A 21,193-nucleotide genomic window follows, 5' to 3' on the forward strand; every position below is an offset into this window, starting at 1 on the left:
TTTCTGGGGATAGTTTGGTAGTCGGATACCTACTATTTTACCGATAAATGAGGGAGGGGCAAGTGTTTTTTGTCTTTTCCTTGATAGAACAACGGTTATAGACCTTTAAGAACAAAAAAATTTGACAGTAACTTCTAAAAAACAGGGGGAACCATTATGAATAACAAAATGAACGAGATTGCATTTCAGATTATTCTGTTTGCCGGAAACGGCAAATCGAGTGCAATGGAAGCTATACAGGAAGCAAAAGAAGGCAACTTTGAAGAAGCCGAAGCGAAATTAAAAGAAGCCGGTGAAGAACTTGGAAAAGCTCACGGATTTCAGACAGAACTGCTTCAGCAGGAAGCCCAAGGGAACGGACAGGGAGTTAATGTCATTCTGGTACACTCGCAGGATCATCTGATGACTGCAATGACCGTCAGAGACTTGGCAGTAGAAATCATCGAATTATATAAATTCAAGTAGGAGGACGTTAAAATGACAGTAGAGTATCAGTTTCCGGAAGGTTTCTGGTGGGGCAGTGCCGCATCAGCGACACAGATGGAAGGCAGCAGAAATGGCGTATCGGGTGAGACGATCTGGGACCACTGGTTTGAAAATGAACCGAACCGATTCTTTGACGGTGTAGGGCCACATCAGACTTCCGACTTTTACAACCGATATAAAGAAGACATCCGGAACATGAAAAAAATCGGTCATAATACGTTCCGACTGTCTCTTTCATGGGCGCGTCTGATCCCTGGTGGTCAGGGTGAAGTGAATCAGGAAGCCGTATCTTTTTACAGTAATGTCATCGACGAACTGCTGGCTAATGATATTGAGCCCTTCGTTAACCTTTTCCATTTTGACATGCCGATCGAGATGCAGAATAAAGGCGGATGGGAAAGCAGAGAAGTCATTGCTGCGTATGTCGACTATGCAAAAATTGCTTTCGACCTCTTCGGAGACCGAGTAAAGACATGGTTTACCTTCAATGAACCGATCGTGCCTGTGGAAGGCGGCTATCTTTATGATTTCCATTATCCGAATGTGGTTGATGCCAGACGCGCCATCCAAGTGGCCTACCATACAATGATTGCACATGCTAAAGTGGTGGAACTCTATCATCAGGAACAGGACGGGAAGATAGGGATCGTTTTGAATCTGACCCCTTCATATCCACGCAGTCAGAATCCGGCAGATCTGAAAGCTTCTCACATCTGTGACCTGTTCTTCAATAGAAGTCTCCTTGATCCGGCTGTTAAAGGGGAATACCCGGAAGACCTGATCAGTCTGCTTGAAGAACACGGTCATCTTCCTGAGACTCAGCCTGAAGACAAGGACTTGCTTAAAAACAATATTGTTGACCTGCTGGGTGTAAATTACTATCAGCCGCGCCGTGTAAAAGCCAAAGATCACCTGCCTAATCCCTATTCACCTTTCATGCCGGACTGGTTCTTCGATAACTATGAGATGCCCGGCCGAAAAATGAATCCGTATAGAGGATGGGAGATTTACGAAAAAGGTATTTATGATATAATGATTAATCTAAGGGATAATTATGGAAACATTGAATCGTTCATTTCTGAAAACGGGATGGGTGTTCAAGATGAAGACCGTTTCCTTAAAGACGGTCGTATCGAAGACGATTACCGTATTGACTTTATCAGTGGCCACCTGAAATGGCTACACAAAGCTTCTCAAGAAGGTTGTAATGTGAAAGGCTATCATTTATGGACCTTTATGGATAACTGGTCATGGATGAACGCTTATAAGAACAGATATGGATTTTACTCTGTCGATCTTGAAACAGGGGAGCGCACAGCCAAGAAGAGTGCGTACTGGTTTGCAGACGTATCAATACAGAACGGATTTAACGCCTAACTCACACACCAAGCGTAGCGATGGAGATTGCTGCGCTTTTGTGTGTATATGCAAATCATTATTTAAAACTACGAATGAAAGGAGTGAAACCATTGGAATCACGCGCCGATCGCATATTGAAAGAGCTGATGGGATCCGACCGTCCACTGACCGGCAGTTATCTAGCAAGCAAGCTGGAAGTGACGTCTCGCACAATCAGAGAAGACATTAAAGCGTTGAATGATGAGCTGGCCGGTCACGGGGCAGAAATTATAGCCAAACGTGGCAGAGGGTATAATCTGATCATTGAAGACAGTGCATCGTTCCGATCATTTTTAAACGAGCTGATTCAGTCAGACGCTTCAGAAGAATCGATCCCGACGACACCCGACAGCCGGATCTACTATATGTTGAAACGCCTGCTGTTGTCTGAATCGTATATCAAAGCAGATGATCTTGCAGAAGAAATGCATGTATCAAAATCAACGCTTCAAAGCGACTTGAAAATCCTGCGCAGCATTTTCGAGAAACATGATCTTCAGATTGACAGTAAGCCCAACTACGGCATGATTCTCACAGGATCGGAGCTGAATCGCCGCTTTGCGATGTCCGAGTATCTGTTCAACAGGAACAGCTCATCTCCAGATCTGATCTGGATGGATCAGCTGGCACAGATCGTTGGCTTGTCCAATGATAAGCTGAACGAGGTATGGGTCGTTCTGCTGGATGAACTGAGAGAAAATCAGATCACACTGTCAGACATTGCGATCAATAATCTGTTCGTTCATATCAGTATCGCTTATAAGCGGATCATAGAAGGCCATCATGTGGCCCTTGTTCAGCAGGAAATTCAGGACATCGAAATGAAAAAGGAATTTACTGTAGCTAAGCAGCTGATCGGTAAAATCGAAGAGACTTTAGGAGTGGATTTTCCGAAAGTTGAAATTATTTATATTGCGATACATTTGTTGGGAACAAAACTGGTCACAGAAAACCAACTTCTTACAAATGATGTCCAGCAAATCATGGATGAAACGATCATTAGCCTGACCGAGAAAATGCTCCATGCTGTTGAAGACCGCTATGCACTTGGGATCAGTGAAGACGAGGAACTTAAACTGGGACTTGGGCTTCATCTGAAACCGGCCATGAACCGCTACAAATTCAATATGAACATTAGAAACCCTATGCTGGAAGACATCAAGAATAATTATCCGCTGGCATTTGAAGCGGGCATCATCGCTTCTCTAGCCCTTAACGAAGAATTAGGAGTGTCGATCGATGAAAATGAAGTCGCCTATATCGCCCTGCACATAGGCGCAGCGATAGAACGGAAGAAAGTCCAGAACCGGCCGAAAACCTGTTATATTGTCTGTGCTTCCGGTGTCGGCAGCGCACAGTTGATCCGATACCGGGTGGAAGCAGAGTTCCGATCGTTGATCAAAGTTCTTGGAGTGACTGAGTTTTATAAGGTCAAGGACATCCCGTTTGAGGACACAGATTTCATTATCAGTTCGGTACCAATCAAAGAGACACTTCCTGTGCCGGTCATCGAAGTAAACGCGATTCTTGGAAGTAAGGATCTCATCAGGATTGACCAGTTCGTTTCTTCCAATAAAGATAAAGTACTGGACTATCTGCCTGAGCGTAATGTTTTTCTAAATAAGTCGCTCAACTCTCAAAAAGAGGTCATCGATTTTCTGGCAGCACACGCTTCTCAAGTCGACAGTCTGCCTGATCATTACAAGCAGCTGATTTATGATCGTGAGGAAATCGCACCGACGGCATATGGAAATCTGATCGCTGTGCCGCACCCGATTTCGCCACAGTCAAAACAGACTTTCCTGACAATCTGCACTTTAAAGCGGCCGATCGACTGGGGCGAACGGAAAATACAGTTTGTCTGCCTTTTGAACGTCAAGAAAGACAGCCAGGAGAACCTTCAGGACTTGTATGATATACTGGGACGCATCGTTAATGACTCCGCCTTGATCCATCGGCTGTTATCAGCTCGATCGTACCAGGAGTTTACCAGTTATCTTATTACTGACTGATCACGAATAGAAATACCGGGCTTGCCAGGCTGCTGGTGAGCTTTTTTTGTTTTTAATATGTTTCAGTGCAGATTTTAGAAGGGGATCGAGCGTAATAAAGTTCAGTTAGCAAAACGTTTCTAAACTACATTCTGCAGCTCTTATAATGCACTTCGATTACATTCAGTCTGTCTGAATTGCATTGTTCAAAGATGCAGTGAAGTTCAGATGGACATTTAGGTTTTGAACTACAGTCTATACCTACCAGAATCCACTTCAGAGTATAGAGGAAATCTTAACTAAACTTACTATGTCTGAGGAACTACAATTAGCGACAAGATTTTCTTCCAAACCTTCATTTAGTCCTTCAGCCCCATTTAACATAAGAGCGCCTTCTGATATAATGAATGAAATTAATAAGCATTTATATATCAGTTTTTTTTAGAAGGAGGGATACAGGTCATGTCTAAAGTTGATAAAACGATTAATTTCTTAAACCTGGCCATAAGAGCAGGGCTGTTTCTGTTTCTGCCGGGGTATTTTCTAATCAATCTAGCGTTTCAAGGTCTTTTCAACAGCACTTTACCGATGACATTAGCCACATCAATCAGTTATCTTGCACTATGCGTCAAATTACTTCATGATAACTATAAACAGATAGACCAGTACATATCACTGAGTAATAGAGAGAACCTTGACAACTACATAAGAAATGGGGAATGGGAAGAGTTTGACCGGCACGACAATACGTTGGTTGTCCGACCTAGATTTGATTCACCCTTCAGATTTATGATTAATGACAAGGTAACGATCTCGTATAATGACAGGCGAATTAAATTAACCGGTCCATTGAAATATGTGGAAATGATTGAACAATCGGTTACTGGAACTAAAGATGAAAGCAAACACGGATGGACCTCAATGATTTGGAAAGTTGTTGTCTTCACCGTCGTTTCTTTCCCTTTTTTGAGCGAATCCAGGCTGATGTTCAACATCAATATGCTTCGGCACAACGTATAGGCCGATAATAACCTGGCTGAAGTTTTCGAGCACGAGGGGGCAGGCAGTACGCCTCAGAACATCAACAATCAGGGAGTGGCGGTGGAACATGAAGAGGATATCTTCTATATTCATAATTATCAGTCACTGATCAGAACCAGTCAGGACCTTGAATTTGAACGTTTATTAAATGCCTCTGAAGAATCGGTCACATTATCTGATTTGAATATTGCTGGAGACTGGTTGTATTACACAGCTGGACATGAAATTAGAAGAGTGCGTCTGGACGGATCGGACCGGGAAACTTTATATGATATCGGATATGCCATGAATTTGAACGTGATGAATGGCCGCCTGTATTTTATTGATTACTCCGGGAATAATAACTTATTTAGTATGACTTTGAATGGACAGGATCTTAAGCGCATAGCCGATATTGAAGCTATGGATCTGACCGTCTATGAAGATGAACTGCTAGTCAGTACTTTTGACCAGGTCATGCGATTCAGCCTTGACGGCAGCGAGAGTGAAACAATTATTGAAGAATATGCTTCCAATCTTCTGCGGTTTAATGATCATTACTACTACATCGATTCCGAAGGCTATCTGACGAAGCAGTCCGTTCATTCCTCAACTCGTCGTGTACGGACCCGAGTACTTGAGCGTCCTATCGACAGATATACCTTGACTGACGATGCATTTATTTATGTACAGAACAGCCACGTCTATTCAAATGTGGATCGTGGACTCTTTATATCAGATCATGATGGAGGAACTAAAACCCGGATCCATCCCTATGGAAATATTCATAACCTGACGATTATTGAAGATCACCTCTTGTTTACACTGGTAAATGACTATTCAGATAATACCGTCATGAGTTATAATCTTACGAGCGGTGAGCTGATTGAGCTGTACGATTAATTATTCCCGTTTGCTTAGATTCAGTAAGCGATCTTTGTAAATAATAGGAAAGTAAGGTGACGACCCATGTCAGATAAACACTGCCCATATTGCGGACAAGCGGAAGCGGAAGAAAATAGTGGAGAAACGCAAGCTGCCAGTAAATATATCTGCCAGGTGTGTGGCCAGTCTTTTGGTGGGGCTAAGGACAGTCCGGAACTGCATTGTGACGAAGTCTTTTTTTCTCATGGTGGCTTTTTCTCCGGTTACCAGTCCATTAGAATAGAAGATAGGGACGGCTATGCAGACTTGACTGTTTCACCACCTTTCAGCAAAACAGACGGAGGAACCGTGCGCTTCAGGATCATGTTAAGTGAATGGATGACTATCAAGAAGACTCTGTTTTATTATTTGTTCGTACTCGACTGGAAAGATGAATACAATGACTCTGCTATTCTTGACGGAACGAAGTGGGAACTCAGACTGATCTTCGATGACAGGGAAAGTGTGAAATCTGTCGGGTCCAATGACTTTCCGGCTTTATATGACGACCTCGTAGAGCTGTTCACTCCTTATTTCGACCAGGGTGCGTTTGAAAGAGACTGAACTATTTATAAATAATACTCAGATGATGGAGCTTAAACTCCATCGTTTTTGTACATAAATTATTCACAAAAATGGGGATTATATGAATCAATAAAAGTATCAGGTCGTTTATGATATTTCAAAATAAACAGAAACATACGTCCTTATTATTATTTTTTTATAATTTTAATCTGAGAAATTATAATATTAATTAAGGAGCAGCATATGTTTTTACGTAAAATATTGACAGATCAGACCGTGCTTGCTATAGTACAGATGGAAATAACTAAGATCCAGTTGAACGGAGATAATTTTGTGAGTGTAAAAGGTATCTAACCCAGTAAGTTGAATAGCCAGAAAAACCCGTACCATTAAGGTTTATTTGGCATGCTTATTAAGTGATACCTGTCGAACCCTATAGAATATCAATTCTAAGACGATAGTATGACTGCTGTCGTCTTTTTGTGTACCCAAATATAATATTCAGCGATCTTATTATTTCCTGTACAGGTATCTCTTTCACGAAAGGAAGAGAAGAATGATCGACAATAAAACACTGACAAACCTCCAGTTCAACCAGATTAGACAAGAGGTTAAAACCTATGCCATCGGTGATTATACCAAGGCAATTATAGACAACACTACTCCTGACACAACCCTTCAGACAGTAGAAACGAAGCTCCAGGAAACCACTGAGGCACGGCTCATCATCGACAGCGGCCAGCACGTGCCGTTCATGGGGCTGACTCAGATCAAGCGGCTGATGGACCATGTGACGAAAGGCATGCTCCTGACACCTGAAGAACTGACAGAGGTCGCGGATTTCCTCAGAAGTAACCGGATGATCCAGACTTTCTTTGAAAAAAATCAGTACCAGACTCCGCTGCTATACAGCTACTCCAAAGGGCTGACCAGCTTCAAGCGAATCGAAGACACAATCTATCAGAAGATTCATCATCAGAGCATTGCCGATGATGCTTCAGGCAATCTGAAGAAGATCAGAAAGCACATCAGTGACAAAGAAAAAGAAATTGAAACGAGACTGACCAAGTTCCTTTCGAGTTCAACGAATCGGTCGATGATCCAGGACAGTCTGATTGTCAATAAAAATGGACACTACACGATTCCAGTTAAATCATCTTATAAGAACAAGATTTCAGGAAATATCGTGGATCAGTCAAGCAAAGGGACGACCGTTTATATTGAGCCGTCTGCAGTGACCAAACTGAATGAACAGATTGCATTGCTTAAGGCTCAAGAGCAGGCGGAGGAGTATCAGATCCTTGCTGAGCTGACCGGAACCCTCTTTGAGGCTGAACAAGCCATCAATGAAGCAATTGAACTGGTCACACTTCTTGATACACTATTCGCAAGGGCAAAATATAGCCGATCGATTGACGGTATAACCCCTAGCGTGAACAAAGAGGAACGAATCATGATCAGAAAAGGTCGTCATCCATTAATCAAAGGAGAGAGTGTGCCGCTGGATTTTGAACTGGGCACGACATACCGTGGACTGGTCATTACTGGTGCCAACGCCGGGGGCAAGACTGTCGTATTAAAAACAGTCGGCCTCCTGACTCTTATGACGATGTTCGGCCTGCAGATTCCTGCAGCAGAAGGAACAGAGATCGCTGTAATGAACGAGATATTCGTTGATATCGGAGATCGACAGGCAATCGAAAATGCCTTAAGCACCTTTTCCGGTCACATGAAAAACATTTCGGAGATCATGACAAAGGTCGGGCGTCATACCCTGGTCCTGTTAGATGAACTGGGCAGTGGGACTGAACCAAATGAAGGAGCTTCTCTGGCAATCGCGATTATGGAGACCTTGTACAAGCAAGGAGCACTGGTTGTAACGACGACCCATTACGGGGAGATCAAGCAGTTCGCAACCGATCATGAAGACATCCTTCCCGCCGCTATGGCCTTCGACAGGGAGACTCTGACGCCTAAATATATTTTAAGAGTAGGGGAAGTGGGGGAGAGCCAGGCTTTATGGATCGCCAGAAAAATGGCCATGCCGGACAAGCTGATCAATAAGGCGGCTCTATATATTCAGAACAAATCCTACTCTACTGAGAAACAGTCTTTCAAACCAGCCAGCCAGAAGCAAACAGGTTCAGCTAGACTGGAACCATCGCTGCGCTTTCAGAAAGGGGACCGTGTGCTCCTGACAGACCGGGACACCATCGGGCTCGTGTATTCAGACGAGGGAGAGCAGACACTTCAAGTGTTTGTGGAAGACGAGATCCATGAGGTCAGGCGTAAACGTGTAACACTGAACGCTCGAGCCAGTCAACTTTATCCGGACGGGTACGACTTGGACGGCCTGTTCACCGACTACCACGTCAGAAAACGGGAAAGAGACCTGGAGCGCGGGTCGAAAAGAGCGCATAAAGCACTGGATAAAGAGATGCGGAACAGACGAATGAATAAGTCGTGAAGACACATAGATGAAGGAAAGAGCACCAGTCGACTTGGACTGATGCTCTTTTTTGTAGCTAAATTGTTGTCTAGTTTCACGTGCCAGCCTTTCGAGAAAAAGATAAATTTACCCATTGCGCAGTATGCTCATTCGGGGTAAATTTCCTATTTTCTTGTCAAGGCTGAACGGCGCGTGAAACTTTTCTATTCAATTTAGCCCCAGATCTTAACGCGGTTATGTCCGCTTTTCAGTTCTGAGATTGGGCCCAGTACAGAATCGCCGTCTTTGACCTTGCCTAATAGGTCAGTGTTGATGATGACGTCGCTTCCGTCCGGATTTTCGTATTCAGCGTCAGCCAGACGGACACGTTCAAGTGTCTGAGTGGAGTGAACGCCGCCAAGCAGATTCTCAAATCCTTCAGGCAGATCGATTTCAAGGTAGACCTCATTGCCTTCTTCACTGATCTTGATGTCTGGGTTATGACCGGATACCAGGTTGTTTTCTTCACGTTCAAACGGTTCAGCACCGTTCAGGTAAACATTCTGATTGATGTAGACCGGCTGTTCAACGACATTAAATGCTTCGTGGTCACTGCCAGGCTGGTGATGTACATCATAAATGAATTCCTCAAGTGACGTCGTATAGCCTTTGTAGTGAGCTGTACCGACTTCTTCAAGTCCTTCGTCTCCGATGAAGATGTTATTGAACCAGCGGTCGTCTCCACCGTAAACCGGAGCCATTCCTTTAAGATCTGTGCTGTGAGCCACATGATAAGGAGTAGAGCGGTCCAGCATTTTGCGGTGTTCCATATGTCCTCTGACAATGTTGTTCACGTAAGCTCCGCCTTGCGCGTGGTTGTCCAGAGCATAGTCGGCAGTCAGGATATTATGGTCGATCAGGAACGGTCCGCTGCTGACTTCTACAAAGATGTCTCGGTTATTGCGGTAGAAGATGTTGCGGCTGACTCGTGTTCCCTGAAGCTGCCAGTCCAGCCATATGCCCAGTGAGCAGTCATGGATGCGGTTGTTGTGGATCTGTGTATCGATCGCCGCATGCAGCTTGATGCCGGCAATTTCATGACCCCAGAACTGACGCTTGACCGCAATGTTATAGATATGGTTGTCATAAATTTCACTGAAAATACAGCCAAGGTGACCGACTACACCATTCTGTCCGCAGTCATAGATCGTATTGTGACGGACAATGTGTGAACCGACAGTTTCCTTGCTCCAGCCTTTTTTGTGAGCTTCAAATACAGTTTCGATCTGATAGTGGTAGCCCGGTTTGTCCTGACGCTTGGTGTAGTGGTTGTCACCAGTCGTATTGTCTTTACCTAAACTAATCGCGCTGCATTTCGCATCGTGTATGATATTGTTTTCAATGATCCAGCCTTTGCTCCAGTGCGGACCGATCAGTCCCGGCTGGTCAGCAGTCGGTGGCGTCCAAGGTGTCGCTGCCTGGGCCATTTCAAATCCTCTGACGGTGATATAGTCCATACCCGTCTTGTCAGGGAAGAAGCAGCTCTTACGGACGTTGATTTCTGTCAGTTCCTCGTTCGGATCAAAGTCGTGGAAGTTTGCATAGACAGTCGTTTCCGTTTCACCGACATCGCCGTACCAGACATATTTCATCTGATCCTTGTCATGAACCGGAACAGTGGTACGCGTCCAGTGATCCACCACTTCAGAAGGGACGACCGGATCTTTAATATCGTCTAATGAGACTGTTTCATAAAAAGCTTTCCCGTTAACATAGACTTCACCTAAGTGACGGCCGGGGTTGTCGACTACCCAGTCGCCGTAAATTTCTTCCTTGAACGGATTGTAGTCACCAAAGAATTCATTTGGAAGAACGGCTTTCCAGACGGTTCCTTCAGTTTTTTTCCAGCTGGTGATCTGTTCAGATCCTTTGATGACGACTTTTTCCCCTTCAGCTGCCTGATAGGTGATACGCCTGTGGTTGCTTAATCCGGGATGCTGGGGCTTGACCCATTCACGGTATTCGCCTTCATGTACGATAACGGTGTCGCCGGCAATCGCTACTGATGCTGCCTTGTTTATAGTCAGAAACGGTTCCGCTTCTGAGCCTTTTGCGCTATCTGATCCTTGTTTAGAAACATGATACACTGTTGCCATTTACATTCCTCCTAGTCATTATGCCTTATTATAGTCCTGACAGCGCAATCATAACAGACCATAAAAAGTGTTTAAGTGGACAATATTAGTGATTTTTACATCGTATTCTCCTCGCTATGCATAGTAGTCTTGATATACAAACAAGTGGAGTATAATTGAAAGTAGAGGTATTTACCAATCACAGGAGGATGATCGACTGATGACTAATAATACAGATAAAATAGAAGCAGGAGTTGCCGCAGTCAAGGTGCTGGAAAGCTGGGGTGTCAAGCAGATCTATGGCTTACCCGCCGGATCGCTGAACTCGTGGATGGACGCACTGAAACATGAAGAGACGGCTATTGATTTCATTCAGGTACGTCACGAAGAAGTCGGTGCACTGGCTGCTTCGATGCAGTATAAATTCAGTGGAGAGATCGGTGTCGCATTAGGGTCAGGTGGACCGGGTGCAACGCATCTGATGAACGGGCTCTATGATGCTAGAGAAGACGGCGTGCCCATGCTTGCTATCATAGGACAGCGGGCTGAAAATGAAATCAACATGGATGCCTTTCAGGAAATGAACCACAACCCAGTGTTCGCAGACGTGGCTATCTATAATCGACGTGTGGCCTATCCGGAACAGCTGCCGAAAATTATCGACGAAGCGATACGTACAGCCATTACCCGTAAAGGCGTGGCGGCAGTCGAAGTACCCGTGAGTTACGGCTGGGAAGAAATCGACCGGGAAGGCTGGTATTCTTCTGCAAATGCCCACCGGACACCGCCTTATCCGATTCCTGAAGAGACGGATATTGAAGAAGCGGCAAGAATACTGGAAAATGCGAAGCGGCCGGTCATTTATGCTGGAATCGGCACTCGTGGAAACGGTGACGCCGTCATGGCTCTGTCCCGCAAACTGAAGGCACCCGTTGCGGTAACAGGAATCAATTATGACACCTTCCCGCATGATTTCGAAGCACTGTTAGGCTCAGCCAACAGGGTCTCCAGAAAACCGGCAGTAGAAGTGTTCGACGAAGCGGACGTCGTCTTGTTCGCTGGCAGCAATTATCCCTTCACAGAAGTGACTGGTGTGTTCGACAACGTCGACAAATTCATTCAGATCGATATCGATCCTTACAAACTAGGGAAGAGGCACCCAGTCGACGTTGCCATATTAGGCGATGCCGGGTCAGTCATCCGTTCGATCACTGAAAAGATTTCCGAAAAAACGGAAAGCGCCTGGTACCGTGCCAACCTGAATAACATCAAGAACTGGTCTGCTTATATCGACAAGCTGGAAAACAAAAAGGATGGAAAGCTGCAGATTTATCAGGCTTACCAGGCCATCCACCAGGTATCGGACGACGACGCCATCTATTCCATTGACGTTGGGAATACCACCCAGACATCCGTGCGTCACTTGAAGATGTCACCTAAGAACATGTGGCGCACATCAGGTGTGTTTGCGACAATGGGTAATGGACTTCCCGGTGCCATTTCCGCCAAGAAATCCTTCCCTGACAGACAGGTGTGGGATCTGACAGGAGATGGGGCATTTTCAATGGTGATGCAGGATATCGTCACGTGTGTTCAGTACAATTTGCCAAGCATCCATGTCGTATTCTCAAATGAGGAGTATGCCTTCATCAAAGCCGAGCAGGAGGACACTAATCACTATTATTACGGCGTCGATTTCCAGTCAGTGGACTACGCTAAGATAGCCGAAGCTCAAGGCGCTGTTGGACTGACGGTCAGTGAAATCAGCGACCTGCATGACGTCTTCCAGAAAGCTGTTGATTTAGAGAAATCCGGAAAGACAGTAGTCATTAATGTAAAAATCACTGATGATCGTCCGATACCGGCTGAAGCACTGGAATTAGATCCAGCCTTATATTCAGAAGAAGAGATTCGAGCATTTAAAGAACGGTACGAAGCAGAGGAACTTGTACCATTCAGTCAGTTCCTAAAAGATGAAGGGATGGAGTCATTCGTTCAGAAGCGTCAAAACAAATCTACACTGGACAATTCGAAGGTGGATACCGAGGAGCAGATATAATAGACTTGCATAAGCAAATTAGATTATTTCAACTATTGTTTAAGTTTGCTATAAACACTAATAATCAAAATACAGGAGTGACATTCATTAAGAAAGGAAGTAGGTTTCTACTAGTATCATTATCAGATCTTCAATCTTAATCACTACATCGAATTCTTATATAGTTATTTAATACTATGATTATAGAAAGCAGAATTCAATATCTATGCATATAAAAGCAGTCTATATCTAAAATTATCAGATATAGACTGCTTTTAGTATTTAATTCGATATTATTCAATATAGGTAATATTACCTGATTAAGATGGTTATCTAAAGAGAATAATAATACTCCTTAATTTTTTCAGCCATCAATTTTCGGCGAATTTTTAGAAATTCTAGATAATCTGTAGCATCCATAGCATGTAGGTCCTGCGGAATACTGTTCTGATCCAAATTTATTCTTAAATCACTTTCTTCAATGATATCACCAATAACAGTTTCTTTAGAACTTATCTGATTTATAATTGTTCTCATATATTCATTAGGAGATTTATTTCCAATTTGAATGTTAGCTTCTCTAAATAGAAAAGTATAATTAGCTATTTGATTATACTCATTTCTATTATCAAATCCATTCTTCTGTAAGTAATTTTTTGGAAAAATGTGATGAATATCTCCAATAATATCAAGTAAATCTTTAGTGTTGACTCCTTTTGTTAGGAACCCTTGACTATTAGAGCGTATCATTGCTGCTTTATAAACATTAAAGTAGGGGCTATTTGCTGAATTAGTTTCCATGTTTTGAACTAACCCAACATCCCAAAAAGTATCAGAAAGCTCTGCGCTTTCAACTTCTTTGAAAAATTCTATAAATCCTCTTTCTTGAATTAAACGTAAGTCTCTATTCATCGTAGTTTCTGGCGAACCAATATAGCGACTTGTAAGGGTAGTAAGAACATACCATTTCTGAATAAAATTAGTAATTTCCATTTTGTTCATAGAAGAGTCTTTTTTTAAAATTAAGTAAAGTGCATAGGAAAAATTTAATGTCAATTGTGAGTTAGTCAATTTACTATTTACGAATCCTGCAGATTGTAAAGTCAATTCAAAGCTTTTAAAATTGTGTTCATTCATTGTGTTATGCAGTGCCAGTTCAAGTTTTTTAAAACTGTCTTCTGCAATTTCTTCTAAGAAAGTCCTATGCTTGAAGTCTCTACCCGAAAGAAGACTGACTAAATCTGAAAGTTTAGCTTTTTTAAATTGAGACATGAATGAAACTCGTAATATGTCACTGTAGTTTGGAGTATAAATATGATTATTACTTTTGTCTGATACCCACTTTACATAACGAGAATATTCTGAACTGGAGAATTTCTTATCTTTACTTGTGATGTACTTATAGAAAGAAGAATCTTCAAAAGCATGACAGAAATAATCAATGGCGTTACGAATTATAGCACCATTAAGTTTATCTTCAGAAGAGATTTTTGACATAGCAAAATCCGCTTGGTTAAGCGTAGTCCCTTTAGAGTTGATTCTAATAAAAATCTCTGTTACTTCTTCAATTTCTAACTCGTTCGATAACTGGATAATTCCAACTTGAATATTTTTGATATTGATTAGCTGCTGAATCTTTGGTGACACTTCCTGTGGAGATATGCCGCTATTTTTTTCACAGTATTCTGGAATAAAGATATAGGGGTCAAAACTCCCATTCATTAAAACAGAAATGTCAGGTATCCAATTGGAACTTTTAACATGGGCAGGAGTTTGAACTGCAAAAGCTTCTTCATCATCTTCAGCTAATGGATTGAATGCTATCTTAATTCGTTTTTCTTGATATTTCTTATTGATTACTTCTCTCCCCATTACAGCGGCCATTAAAGCAGTAATCCTTTGCTGACCATCTATCAGTAATTGATGACCACTTGATACTTGACCATGGCGTGTCCTAACATTAGGTTTTGACCATGTAATTAAGTAGCCAATAGGGTACCCATTATACAATGAATCAATAAGATCTCTCACTTGTTTAGCTTTCCACACAAATGGGCGTTGTATTTCGGGAACCGCTATTGTATCTGTTTCCACATAATTAAGTAAATTATTTAATGAGTAGTTGTGAACATGAAAATTCTCTTTCATACTCAACCTCCTAAATGTGTTTGATCAATTATAACAAAAAAAAGCTTGGTATATAACAGTATTTAAACATACTTACAAAAACTACAGAAATTGAAGCTAGACTTTAATTCTTCTCTTCATGAACATTACCTAAAGTGTTATACTTAGTAGTATTAAAGTCTTTTAGAAAAGGGCGAAAGGTAATGACACAAAAGTACACAACTACTTTGAATACTCGACCATTCTTGTATCGAGAAACTAAACTGATTGCTTCTTTAATTGAGGAAGGATTGGAAGATGATAAGATAAAAAAACAAGTTGTAGATGACAACTTGTTAGGCTTGCAAAGTATAGATAGACGAAATAGGTTTTATCATGAAATTAAAAAACGACTAGCTTATTTGGATGATGATTTATTTCAAAGTTTTCTAAGCAGTGATTCACAGACGAGCAAGCTTATTCTGCTTTATGGTATTTTAAGCAAAGATCAGCTTTTTTATGAGTGGATGAGAGAAGTTGTATTTGACAAGTGGTTGACACTTGATTATGTTGTACACAGACAGGACACTCTGACTTTTTTTGATAAAAAAGCGGAACAAAATGACACAGTTAAAAAGTGGAAAGAGATAACCTGTGAGCGATTAACTAACGCTTATCACCAGACATTAGTGGACGCCGATTATGCCGATAGTGGAGATGAAAAGGTATTTCTGCACCGTCCTATTATTGCCCCAGATGTCGAACGCTATTTAATAAACCACAAAGAAAAACTGCTTGTAGAAGTATTGCTAGGGGAGGTATTACAGTGAGGCCAATTTCTGTAAGGCTGGAAGAATTAAATCAGAAGTTAGCTGATCCTAAGTTCATGACCAACAAAGGCTTAGGAAATGAGGTTGGCTTCTATATCTTTGATTACGAACCGGAGGATGAACTGGCTGTGAGGGAAGCTCTTCCTTATTTAAAAAAACACATTCATTCGGAAAATAATGAAGTCACAGTTCAGGAATTTGATTTGTATGAGGTCGTTTTAGAATTTTTCCGTCAAAGAGGATATATGGACAAAAACTTCAAGATGGAAGAGAAAAAGGGCAGTGAATTTTTGTATGACAAAATGAAAAAAGCACTGAGATTAGCGACTAACGACGACTGGATCGTTAGTTATATTAAGGAACATATGGATGAGGATGCAATGATTTTCTTGACTGGTGTCGGTAAAGCCTATCCAGTTATCCGTTCTCATACAGTCCTCAATAACCTGCAGACTGTTGTGGAGAAGAAACCACTTATCCTATTTTATCCTGGGCGATATGAAAATGGCAGTTTGAGGCTTTTCTCACGATTTTTAGACGATAATTATTATAGAGCATTTAAACTGATAGGAAATTAAGCTCAAGGGAGGAAAATACGATGAACATAGAACAGCTATTTAAAAAAGACATTACGCGTGATATCCAAGGAGTCATTAAAATTGGACAACAGGATAAAGCCGTCATGAAGAAAGAACTGGAAGAATATGTAGTTACTGATGAACTAAAGCGTCATTTTGAGACCTTTTATACTGCATATAACAAAGCCTATAATCAGCCAACAGACCGAGTAGGTGTATGGATATCAGGATTTTTCGGATCCGGCAAATCACACTTTCTAAAAATTTTGTCTTATCTTCTGCAGTCAGATATAGAAGCTGACGGCAAACGACCTGTCGATTTCTTCAAGGAAAAAGTGAATGGGCAAGAATTACATAAGCAAATGGAAAATTCGACTCGTTATCCTAGTGAAGTTGTCTTGTTCAACATCGATTCCAAGGCGGATTCAGACAGCAAACAAAACAAGACAGCTATCGTCAAAGTGTTCAACAAAGTATTTAACGAAATGCGCGGCTATTCAGCCAGCATTCCCTGGTTAGCAGAGTTGGAAGAAACACTCGACAAAAAAGGACAATATGAAGATTTCAAAGCTTATTTTGAAGAAGAGACGGGGATGGACTGGCAAACAGAGCGAGAGTCAATCTTTTATCATTTCGACGAAACCGTTACAGCATTAGCTAAAGCAATGGACAGTTCAGAAGAAAGTGCTGAACGCTGGCTTGATAATGGAGAAAAAAGTTATTCTATTTCAGTTGAACGTTTTGCTGAACGGATCAAAGAGTATGTGTCCACAAAAGAAGACAACTACCGTCTGATTTTTTCAGTGGATGAAGTTGGCCAGTATATTGCTGACAACACAGAGCTGATGCTGAATCTTCAGACTGTCGTTGAAGATTTAGGCAAATACTGTCATGGAAAAGTATGGGTACTAGTCACTTCACAGCAGGACATCAACAGTCTAAGTGAAGAGATGTCTTCCACTGACTTTTCTAAAATACAAGGACGTTTTAATACACGTGTCAGCTTAAGTAGTGCCAATGCAGACGAAGTCATTAAAATCAGATTATTGGAGAAAAAAGCTGAAGCTCATTCCAAACTATTATCTATTTACACTGAAAATGAAATCGTGCTGAAAAACAAGCTGGAGTTTGAAGATGCTGCTACGATGCGTTTCTACCAGAACAGCGATGACTTCTCTAAAGTCTATCCGTTTGTGCCGTATCAGTTTAATCTTCTTCAAAAAGTATTTACGGGTATAAGAGAGCATGGCTCTGCTGGGAAACATTTATCGGATGGTGAACGTAACCTTCTTGAGTCTATTCAACAGGCGACTATTATGTATAAAGATCAGGACCTGAATACTCTTGTCCCGTTTTATGTCTTTTACGATAACATCGAACAGGCATTGGAACATTCCGTTCGCTCAACGATTATTAAAGCCGATCAAAATGACAGCATTGGTGACTTTGATGTTGCTGTCTTGAAACTGTTATTTCTGGTTCGCTATGTCGATGAAATGCCGGGCACCATTAAGAACTTGACTACACTGATGATTTCATCTATTGACGAAGATCTCATTGCATTGAATAAGAAAATCAAACGATCACTGGATTTATTGGAAGACGAGTTTCTGATCCAGCGTATAGGGAATAAATATCTGTTCCTGACCAATGAAGAACAGGATATCAATCGTGAAATTGAAAACATCTCGATTCCCACTTCAGAGTATATCATGGATGCCGGAAGACGATTAAGCAATGAAGTATTGGATTTGAAAAAATTCGACTATAAACCGTTTGCTGATCGCCCTGGTGTGTCTTATTTGATGGACTTGTCTCAATGGATCGATGATCGTCCGATTAAAAATGCGTCCATATCATTAGGTGTCCGCTTTATTACGTCTTACTCCGAATATTATGATGATTCAGCTGTCTTAGCCTTATCCCAACGTGAATCAGACAAAATAATCGTTCGTTTACCAGAAGAAGAAACGTTTAAAGAAATCAAACAGTGGATGAAAATCAATCAGTACTTAAGAAATCAAAGTACACAGTCACTGACACCTGTTCAAGACAGCATTCGAAGCCGTAAAGCTGCCGAGCGAAGCCAGCTGGAAAAAGTATCGCTGATCAGATTGAAAGAGGCCGTAAATGAAGCGGATATCATTGTCAATGGATCGGTCGTTCAAACTAGTGGATCGCCTGAACAGCGCATCAGTCAGGGATTACAGATGCTCGTTTCTACAATCTATCCTAAACTAATGTATATAGAGAAAAACTACGACCGTCATGAACTGGAACGTTTATGTACAAATCAGAATATCTCGATGCTCGAAGATTATGAAGATGAAAACTCAGAGGCCACTCAAGAAATTGAAAGTTACCTGAATATGCAAAATGAATTGAACAAGACCATCACATTACTGGAACTGGTTCAACGGTTCACTATAGAACCTTACGGCTGGAAAGAACTGGATATTCTGGCTAGTCTGATTCGAATGATCAAACTGGAAAAAGTTCAATTTACATTAAATAGTCGTAAACTGACGCCAGATGATACTGCTTTTGTTCGAGAGGTCACTAGAAAAGCCACTCAGGACAAAATACTGGTGATTAAACGTGAAACCCTGGATCCCAGCTTCATCAAAAAAGTAAAGACAGTATCTAACGAATTGTTTGGTATCACATCAATTGGTGACAAAGAAGATGAAATGTCGGCGATTCTTTCAGATAAATTAAGCACTAAAGAAAAAGAATTATCCATTTTGTTGGGTCACTATAGAGAAGAACACTACCCAGACCGTCAATTAGTCCAGGAGACACTGACTCAGGTCGAACGCCTTGTAACAATTACTGATTCACGTGATTTCCTTACCCATTTTATCGATGTCGGTGAAGACCTGATTGACGACTTCCTGGATCTGGAAGACGTTAGAGGATTCTTCAAAAATCAGCGTGATATTTATGACAAAGCGCAATCTCAGATCAATCGCTTTGAGAAAGACCGTAATTATATAGATAATGACGAACTCACTCACATCTATAATGAGATGAAAACGATAATAGATATGCCTCAGCCTTACCGTAAAATGAATGAACTAGATGAGTGGACCAGTCGCTTCGATGCTGAATATACTGAAGAACTGGAAAATGTGGCCAAACCCATCAGCGAGGAAATCGAGCATGACCAATCTGACATTTTAAAACAATTGGAAGAACTGAATGGGCATGACCCTTATCAGAAAATCTACCGGAAAGTGAAGTTCCAATTCAGCCATATGGAACAGGAAGTAACTTCAGCTGGCACAGTAAGAGACTTGAAATCCGCAAAAGATTTAAGCAGTACTGTGAAGGTTTCATTTTTTAAAGAAATTGAAAAAGCGAAAAATGATATTGCGAAACAGTTAGAAGATGAGCAAAACAAAGTAAGTGTTCAACCTGAGGCAAAACAAAAAGCAACTGATCGTCCAAAACAAGTTGAACCAAGTAAACCCGTTGCACCTATCAAAAAAGAAAAATCTGCCATCATCAATAAAGCAGATATTCATCCGACTGCCTATACTGAACTACGCTCGGAAGACGACATCAACGAATATGTGAATAATCTTCGCGATAAATTACTCGCATATTTGGACGATGCAGATATTATTAAACTACTGTAAAGGAGTATGAAGGTGAACAAAACACAGCTAAAACAATTTGCGACAAAAGCACGCAGAGATATCGAACAAGCGGTCAGACAAAAAGCATACAGTTTCGGTATTACTAAAGAATCTATTACACCTTTACAAGAATTAGAGGACGGCCTGATTATTAACGGAACGGTTATGGGAGACAGGGAGCGCAAGCTATATACTCATTTGAAGAACAAAATTGCTCTGGATGGGTATGAAGCTGTCATGAGCGAAGCGGCTTACACTTGGTTCAACCGCTTCGTTGCGCTTCGCTATATGGAAGTGAATAATTTCCTCCCTATCGGCATGCGCATTTTGTCTTCTGAAAAAGAAGGGAAGAAAGAACCAGATGCCCTGACCGACGTATTGCATCTGACCGATGAACTGGATTTAAAAAAAGATCATGTTTACAAATTGAAAGAAGAGAATCAACTGAATAACCTGTACCAATATCTGCTTATCCAGCAAAGCAATAAATTGGGTGACATCTTACCCAATGTGTTTGAACCGATATCCGATGCCATGGCCTTACTGTTGCCGGATAATTTACTGAATGAGAACAGTGTCATTAGAGACCTTGTAAATATGGTCGATGAAGAGAGCTGGAGAGAAGTAGAAATTGCCGGCTGGCTGTATCAGTTTTATATTTCAGAAGAAAAAGATGAGGTCTTTAAAAATCTGAAGAAAAATAAAAAAATTGGGAAAAAGGAAATTGGTCCGGCTACTCAGTTGTTTACACCCCGTTGGATAGTAGAATACATGGTGGATAATTCTCTTGGAAGACTGTGGTTAGAATCTCACCCTGATGAAGAATTCAGATCGTCTCTTAACTATTACTTAGATGATGCAGAGCAAGAAGAAGCAGTTTTAAAGCAGTTAGAAAATTTAAAAGACCCTCACTTAGATATAGAACAAGTATCTTTCCTGGATATAATCTTGCAGAGATTGATACAATTTAACGTAATTCCGAAAGAAGTCTCCCACTTCTAAGCGTATGGGTGCGAAGCACCAGTGAAAGTGGGAGATGAATTTCGGTCAAGCGATAGCTTGAAGTGGTAAATGTCGTTCTCATTTGGTATGC

14 protein-coding genes are annotated in these 21,193 nt (G+C 41.5%); 12 read left to right on the forward strand and 2 right to left on the reverse strand.

Features of this window, described 5'->3' with window-relative positions:
* Nucleotides 1-156 precede the first annotated feature (156 nt).
* From ACYQ2O_RS05105 to ACYQ2O_RS05135, 7 genes are all read left to right on the forward strand, one after another.
* Entirely contained in the window at nt 157-465 is a 309-nt protein-coding gene (locus ACYQ2O_RS05105) for a PTS lactose/cellobiose transporter subunit IIA (protein WP_346023656.1), read from the forward strand.
* Between the two features lie 12 nt (nt 466-477).
* On the forward strand, nt 478-1,863 hold the full coding sequence (locus ACYQ2O_RS05110; protein WP_459796122.1) for a glycoside hydrolase family 1 protein: 1,386 nt from the start codon (nt 478-480) through the stop codon (nt 1,861-1,863).
* A 92-nt stretch (nt 1,864-1,955) separates the two neighbouring features.
* A complete protein-coding gene (locus tag ACYQ2O_RS05115; RefSeq protein WP_459796124.1) occupies nt 1,956-3,896 on the forward strand; it encodes a BglG family transcription antiterminator in 1,941 nt (646 codons plus the stop codon).
* 441 nt (nt 3,897-4,337) lie between these two features.
* Nucleotides 4,338-4,895, forward strand: a complete 558-nt coding sequence (locus tag ACYQ2O_RS05120) for a hypothetical protein (RefSeq protein ID WP_459796125.1) — start codon at nt 4,338-4,340, stop codon at nt 4,893-4,895.
* Nucleotides 4,896-4,955: 60 nt separating this feature from the next.
* The gene (locus ACYQ2O_RS05125) at nt 4,956-5,798 is read left to right on the forward strand and encodes a DUF5050 domain-containing protein (protein ID WP_459796138.1); all 843 of its coding nucleotides are present in this window, start codon (nt 4,956-4,958) and stop codon (nt 5,796-5,798) included.
* A gap of 66 nt (nt 5,799-5,864) precedes the next feature.
* Nucleotides 5,865-6,383 (forward strand): hypothetical protein, encoded by a 519-nt coding sequence (locus ACYQ2O_RS05130; RefSeq protein WP_459796126.1) that lies wholly within the window; start codon nt 5,865-5,867, stop codon nt 6,381-6,383.
* A 517-nt stretch (nt 6,384-6,900) separates the two neighbouring features.
* Nucleotides 6,901-8,811: an endonuclease MutS2 gene (locus tag ACYQ2O_RS05135; RefSeq protein WP_459796127.1), complete on the forward strand. Its 1,911-nt coding sequence runs from the start codon at nt 6,901-6,903 to the stop codon at nt 8,809-8,811.
* A 194-nt stretch (nt 8,812-9,005) separates the two neighbouring features.
* Here the strand turns inward: ACYQ2O_RS05135 and ACYQ2O_RS05140 are convergent, their stop codons facing one another.
* A complete protein-coding gene (locus ACYQ2O_RS05140; RefSeq protein ID WP_459796129.1) occupies nt 9,006-10,928 on the reverse strand; it encodes a right-handed parallel beta-helix repeat-containing protein in 1,923 nt (640 codons plus the stop codon).
* A 199-nt stretch (nt 10,929-11,127) separates the two neighbouring features.
* Between ACYQ2O_RS05140 and spxB the strand changes: the two genes are divergently transcribed.
* Entirely contained in the window at nt 11,128-12,966 is a 1,839-nt protein-coding gene (gene spxB, locus ACYQ2O_RS05145; protein ID WP_459796130.1) for a pyruvate oxidase, read from the forward strand.
* Nucleotides 12,967-13,278: 312 nt separating this feature from the next.
* On the opposite strand, the gene ACYQ2O_RS05150 is transcribed toward spxB, so the two are convergent.
* On the reverse strand, nt 13,279-15,093 hold the full coding sequence (locus ACYQ2O_RS05150; protein ID WP_346023687.1) for a GmrSD restriction endonuclease domain-containing protein: 1,815 nt from the start codon (nt 15,091-15,093) through the stop codon (nt 13,279-13,281).
* Between the two features lie 182 nt (nt 15,094-15,275).
* Here ACYQ2O_RS05150 and ACYQ2O_RS05155 point away from each other — a divergent pair, with 182 nt between their 5' ends.
* From ACYQ2O_RS05155 to ACYQ2O_RS05170, 4 genes are read left to right on the forward strand one after another with little or no spacing between them, the layout of a single operon-like run.
* Nucleotides 15,276-15,881 (forward strand): DUF1819 family protein, encoded by a 606-nt coding sequence (locus tag ACYQ2O_RS05155; RefSeq protein WP_459796132.1) that lies wholly within the window; start codon nt 15,276-15,278, stop codon nt 15,879-15,881.
* Nucleotides 15,878-16,459 (forward strand): DUF1788 domain-containing protein, encoded by a 582-nt coding sequence (locus tag ACYQ2O_RS05160; RefSeq protein ID WP_459796134.1) that lies wholly within the window; start codon nt 15,878-15,880, stop codon nt 16,457-16,459. The genes ACYQ2O_RS05155 and ACYQ2O_RS05160 overlap by 4 nt, the downstream gene beginning before the upstream one ends.
* 20 nt (nt 16,460-16,479) lie before the next feature.
* The gene (gene brxC, locus ACYQ2O_RS05165; protein ID WP_459796136.1) at nt 16,480-20,100 is read left to right on the forward strand and encodes a BREX system P-loop protein BrxC; all 3,621 of its coding nucleotides are present in this window, start codon (nt 16,480-16,482) and stop codon (nt 20,098-20,100) included.
* A 12-nt stretch (nt 20,101-20,112) separates the two neighbouring features.
* Nucleotides 20,113-21,102, forward strand: a complete 990-nt coding sequence (locus tag ACYQ2O_RS05170) for a hypothetical protein (protein ID WP_459796137.1) — start codon at nt 20,113-20,115, stop codon at nt 21,100-21,102.
* Nucleotides 21,103-21,193 lie beyond the last annotated feature (91 nt).

The organism is Alkalibacterium sp. m-11 (assembly GCF_054658155.1).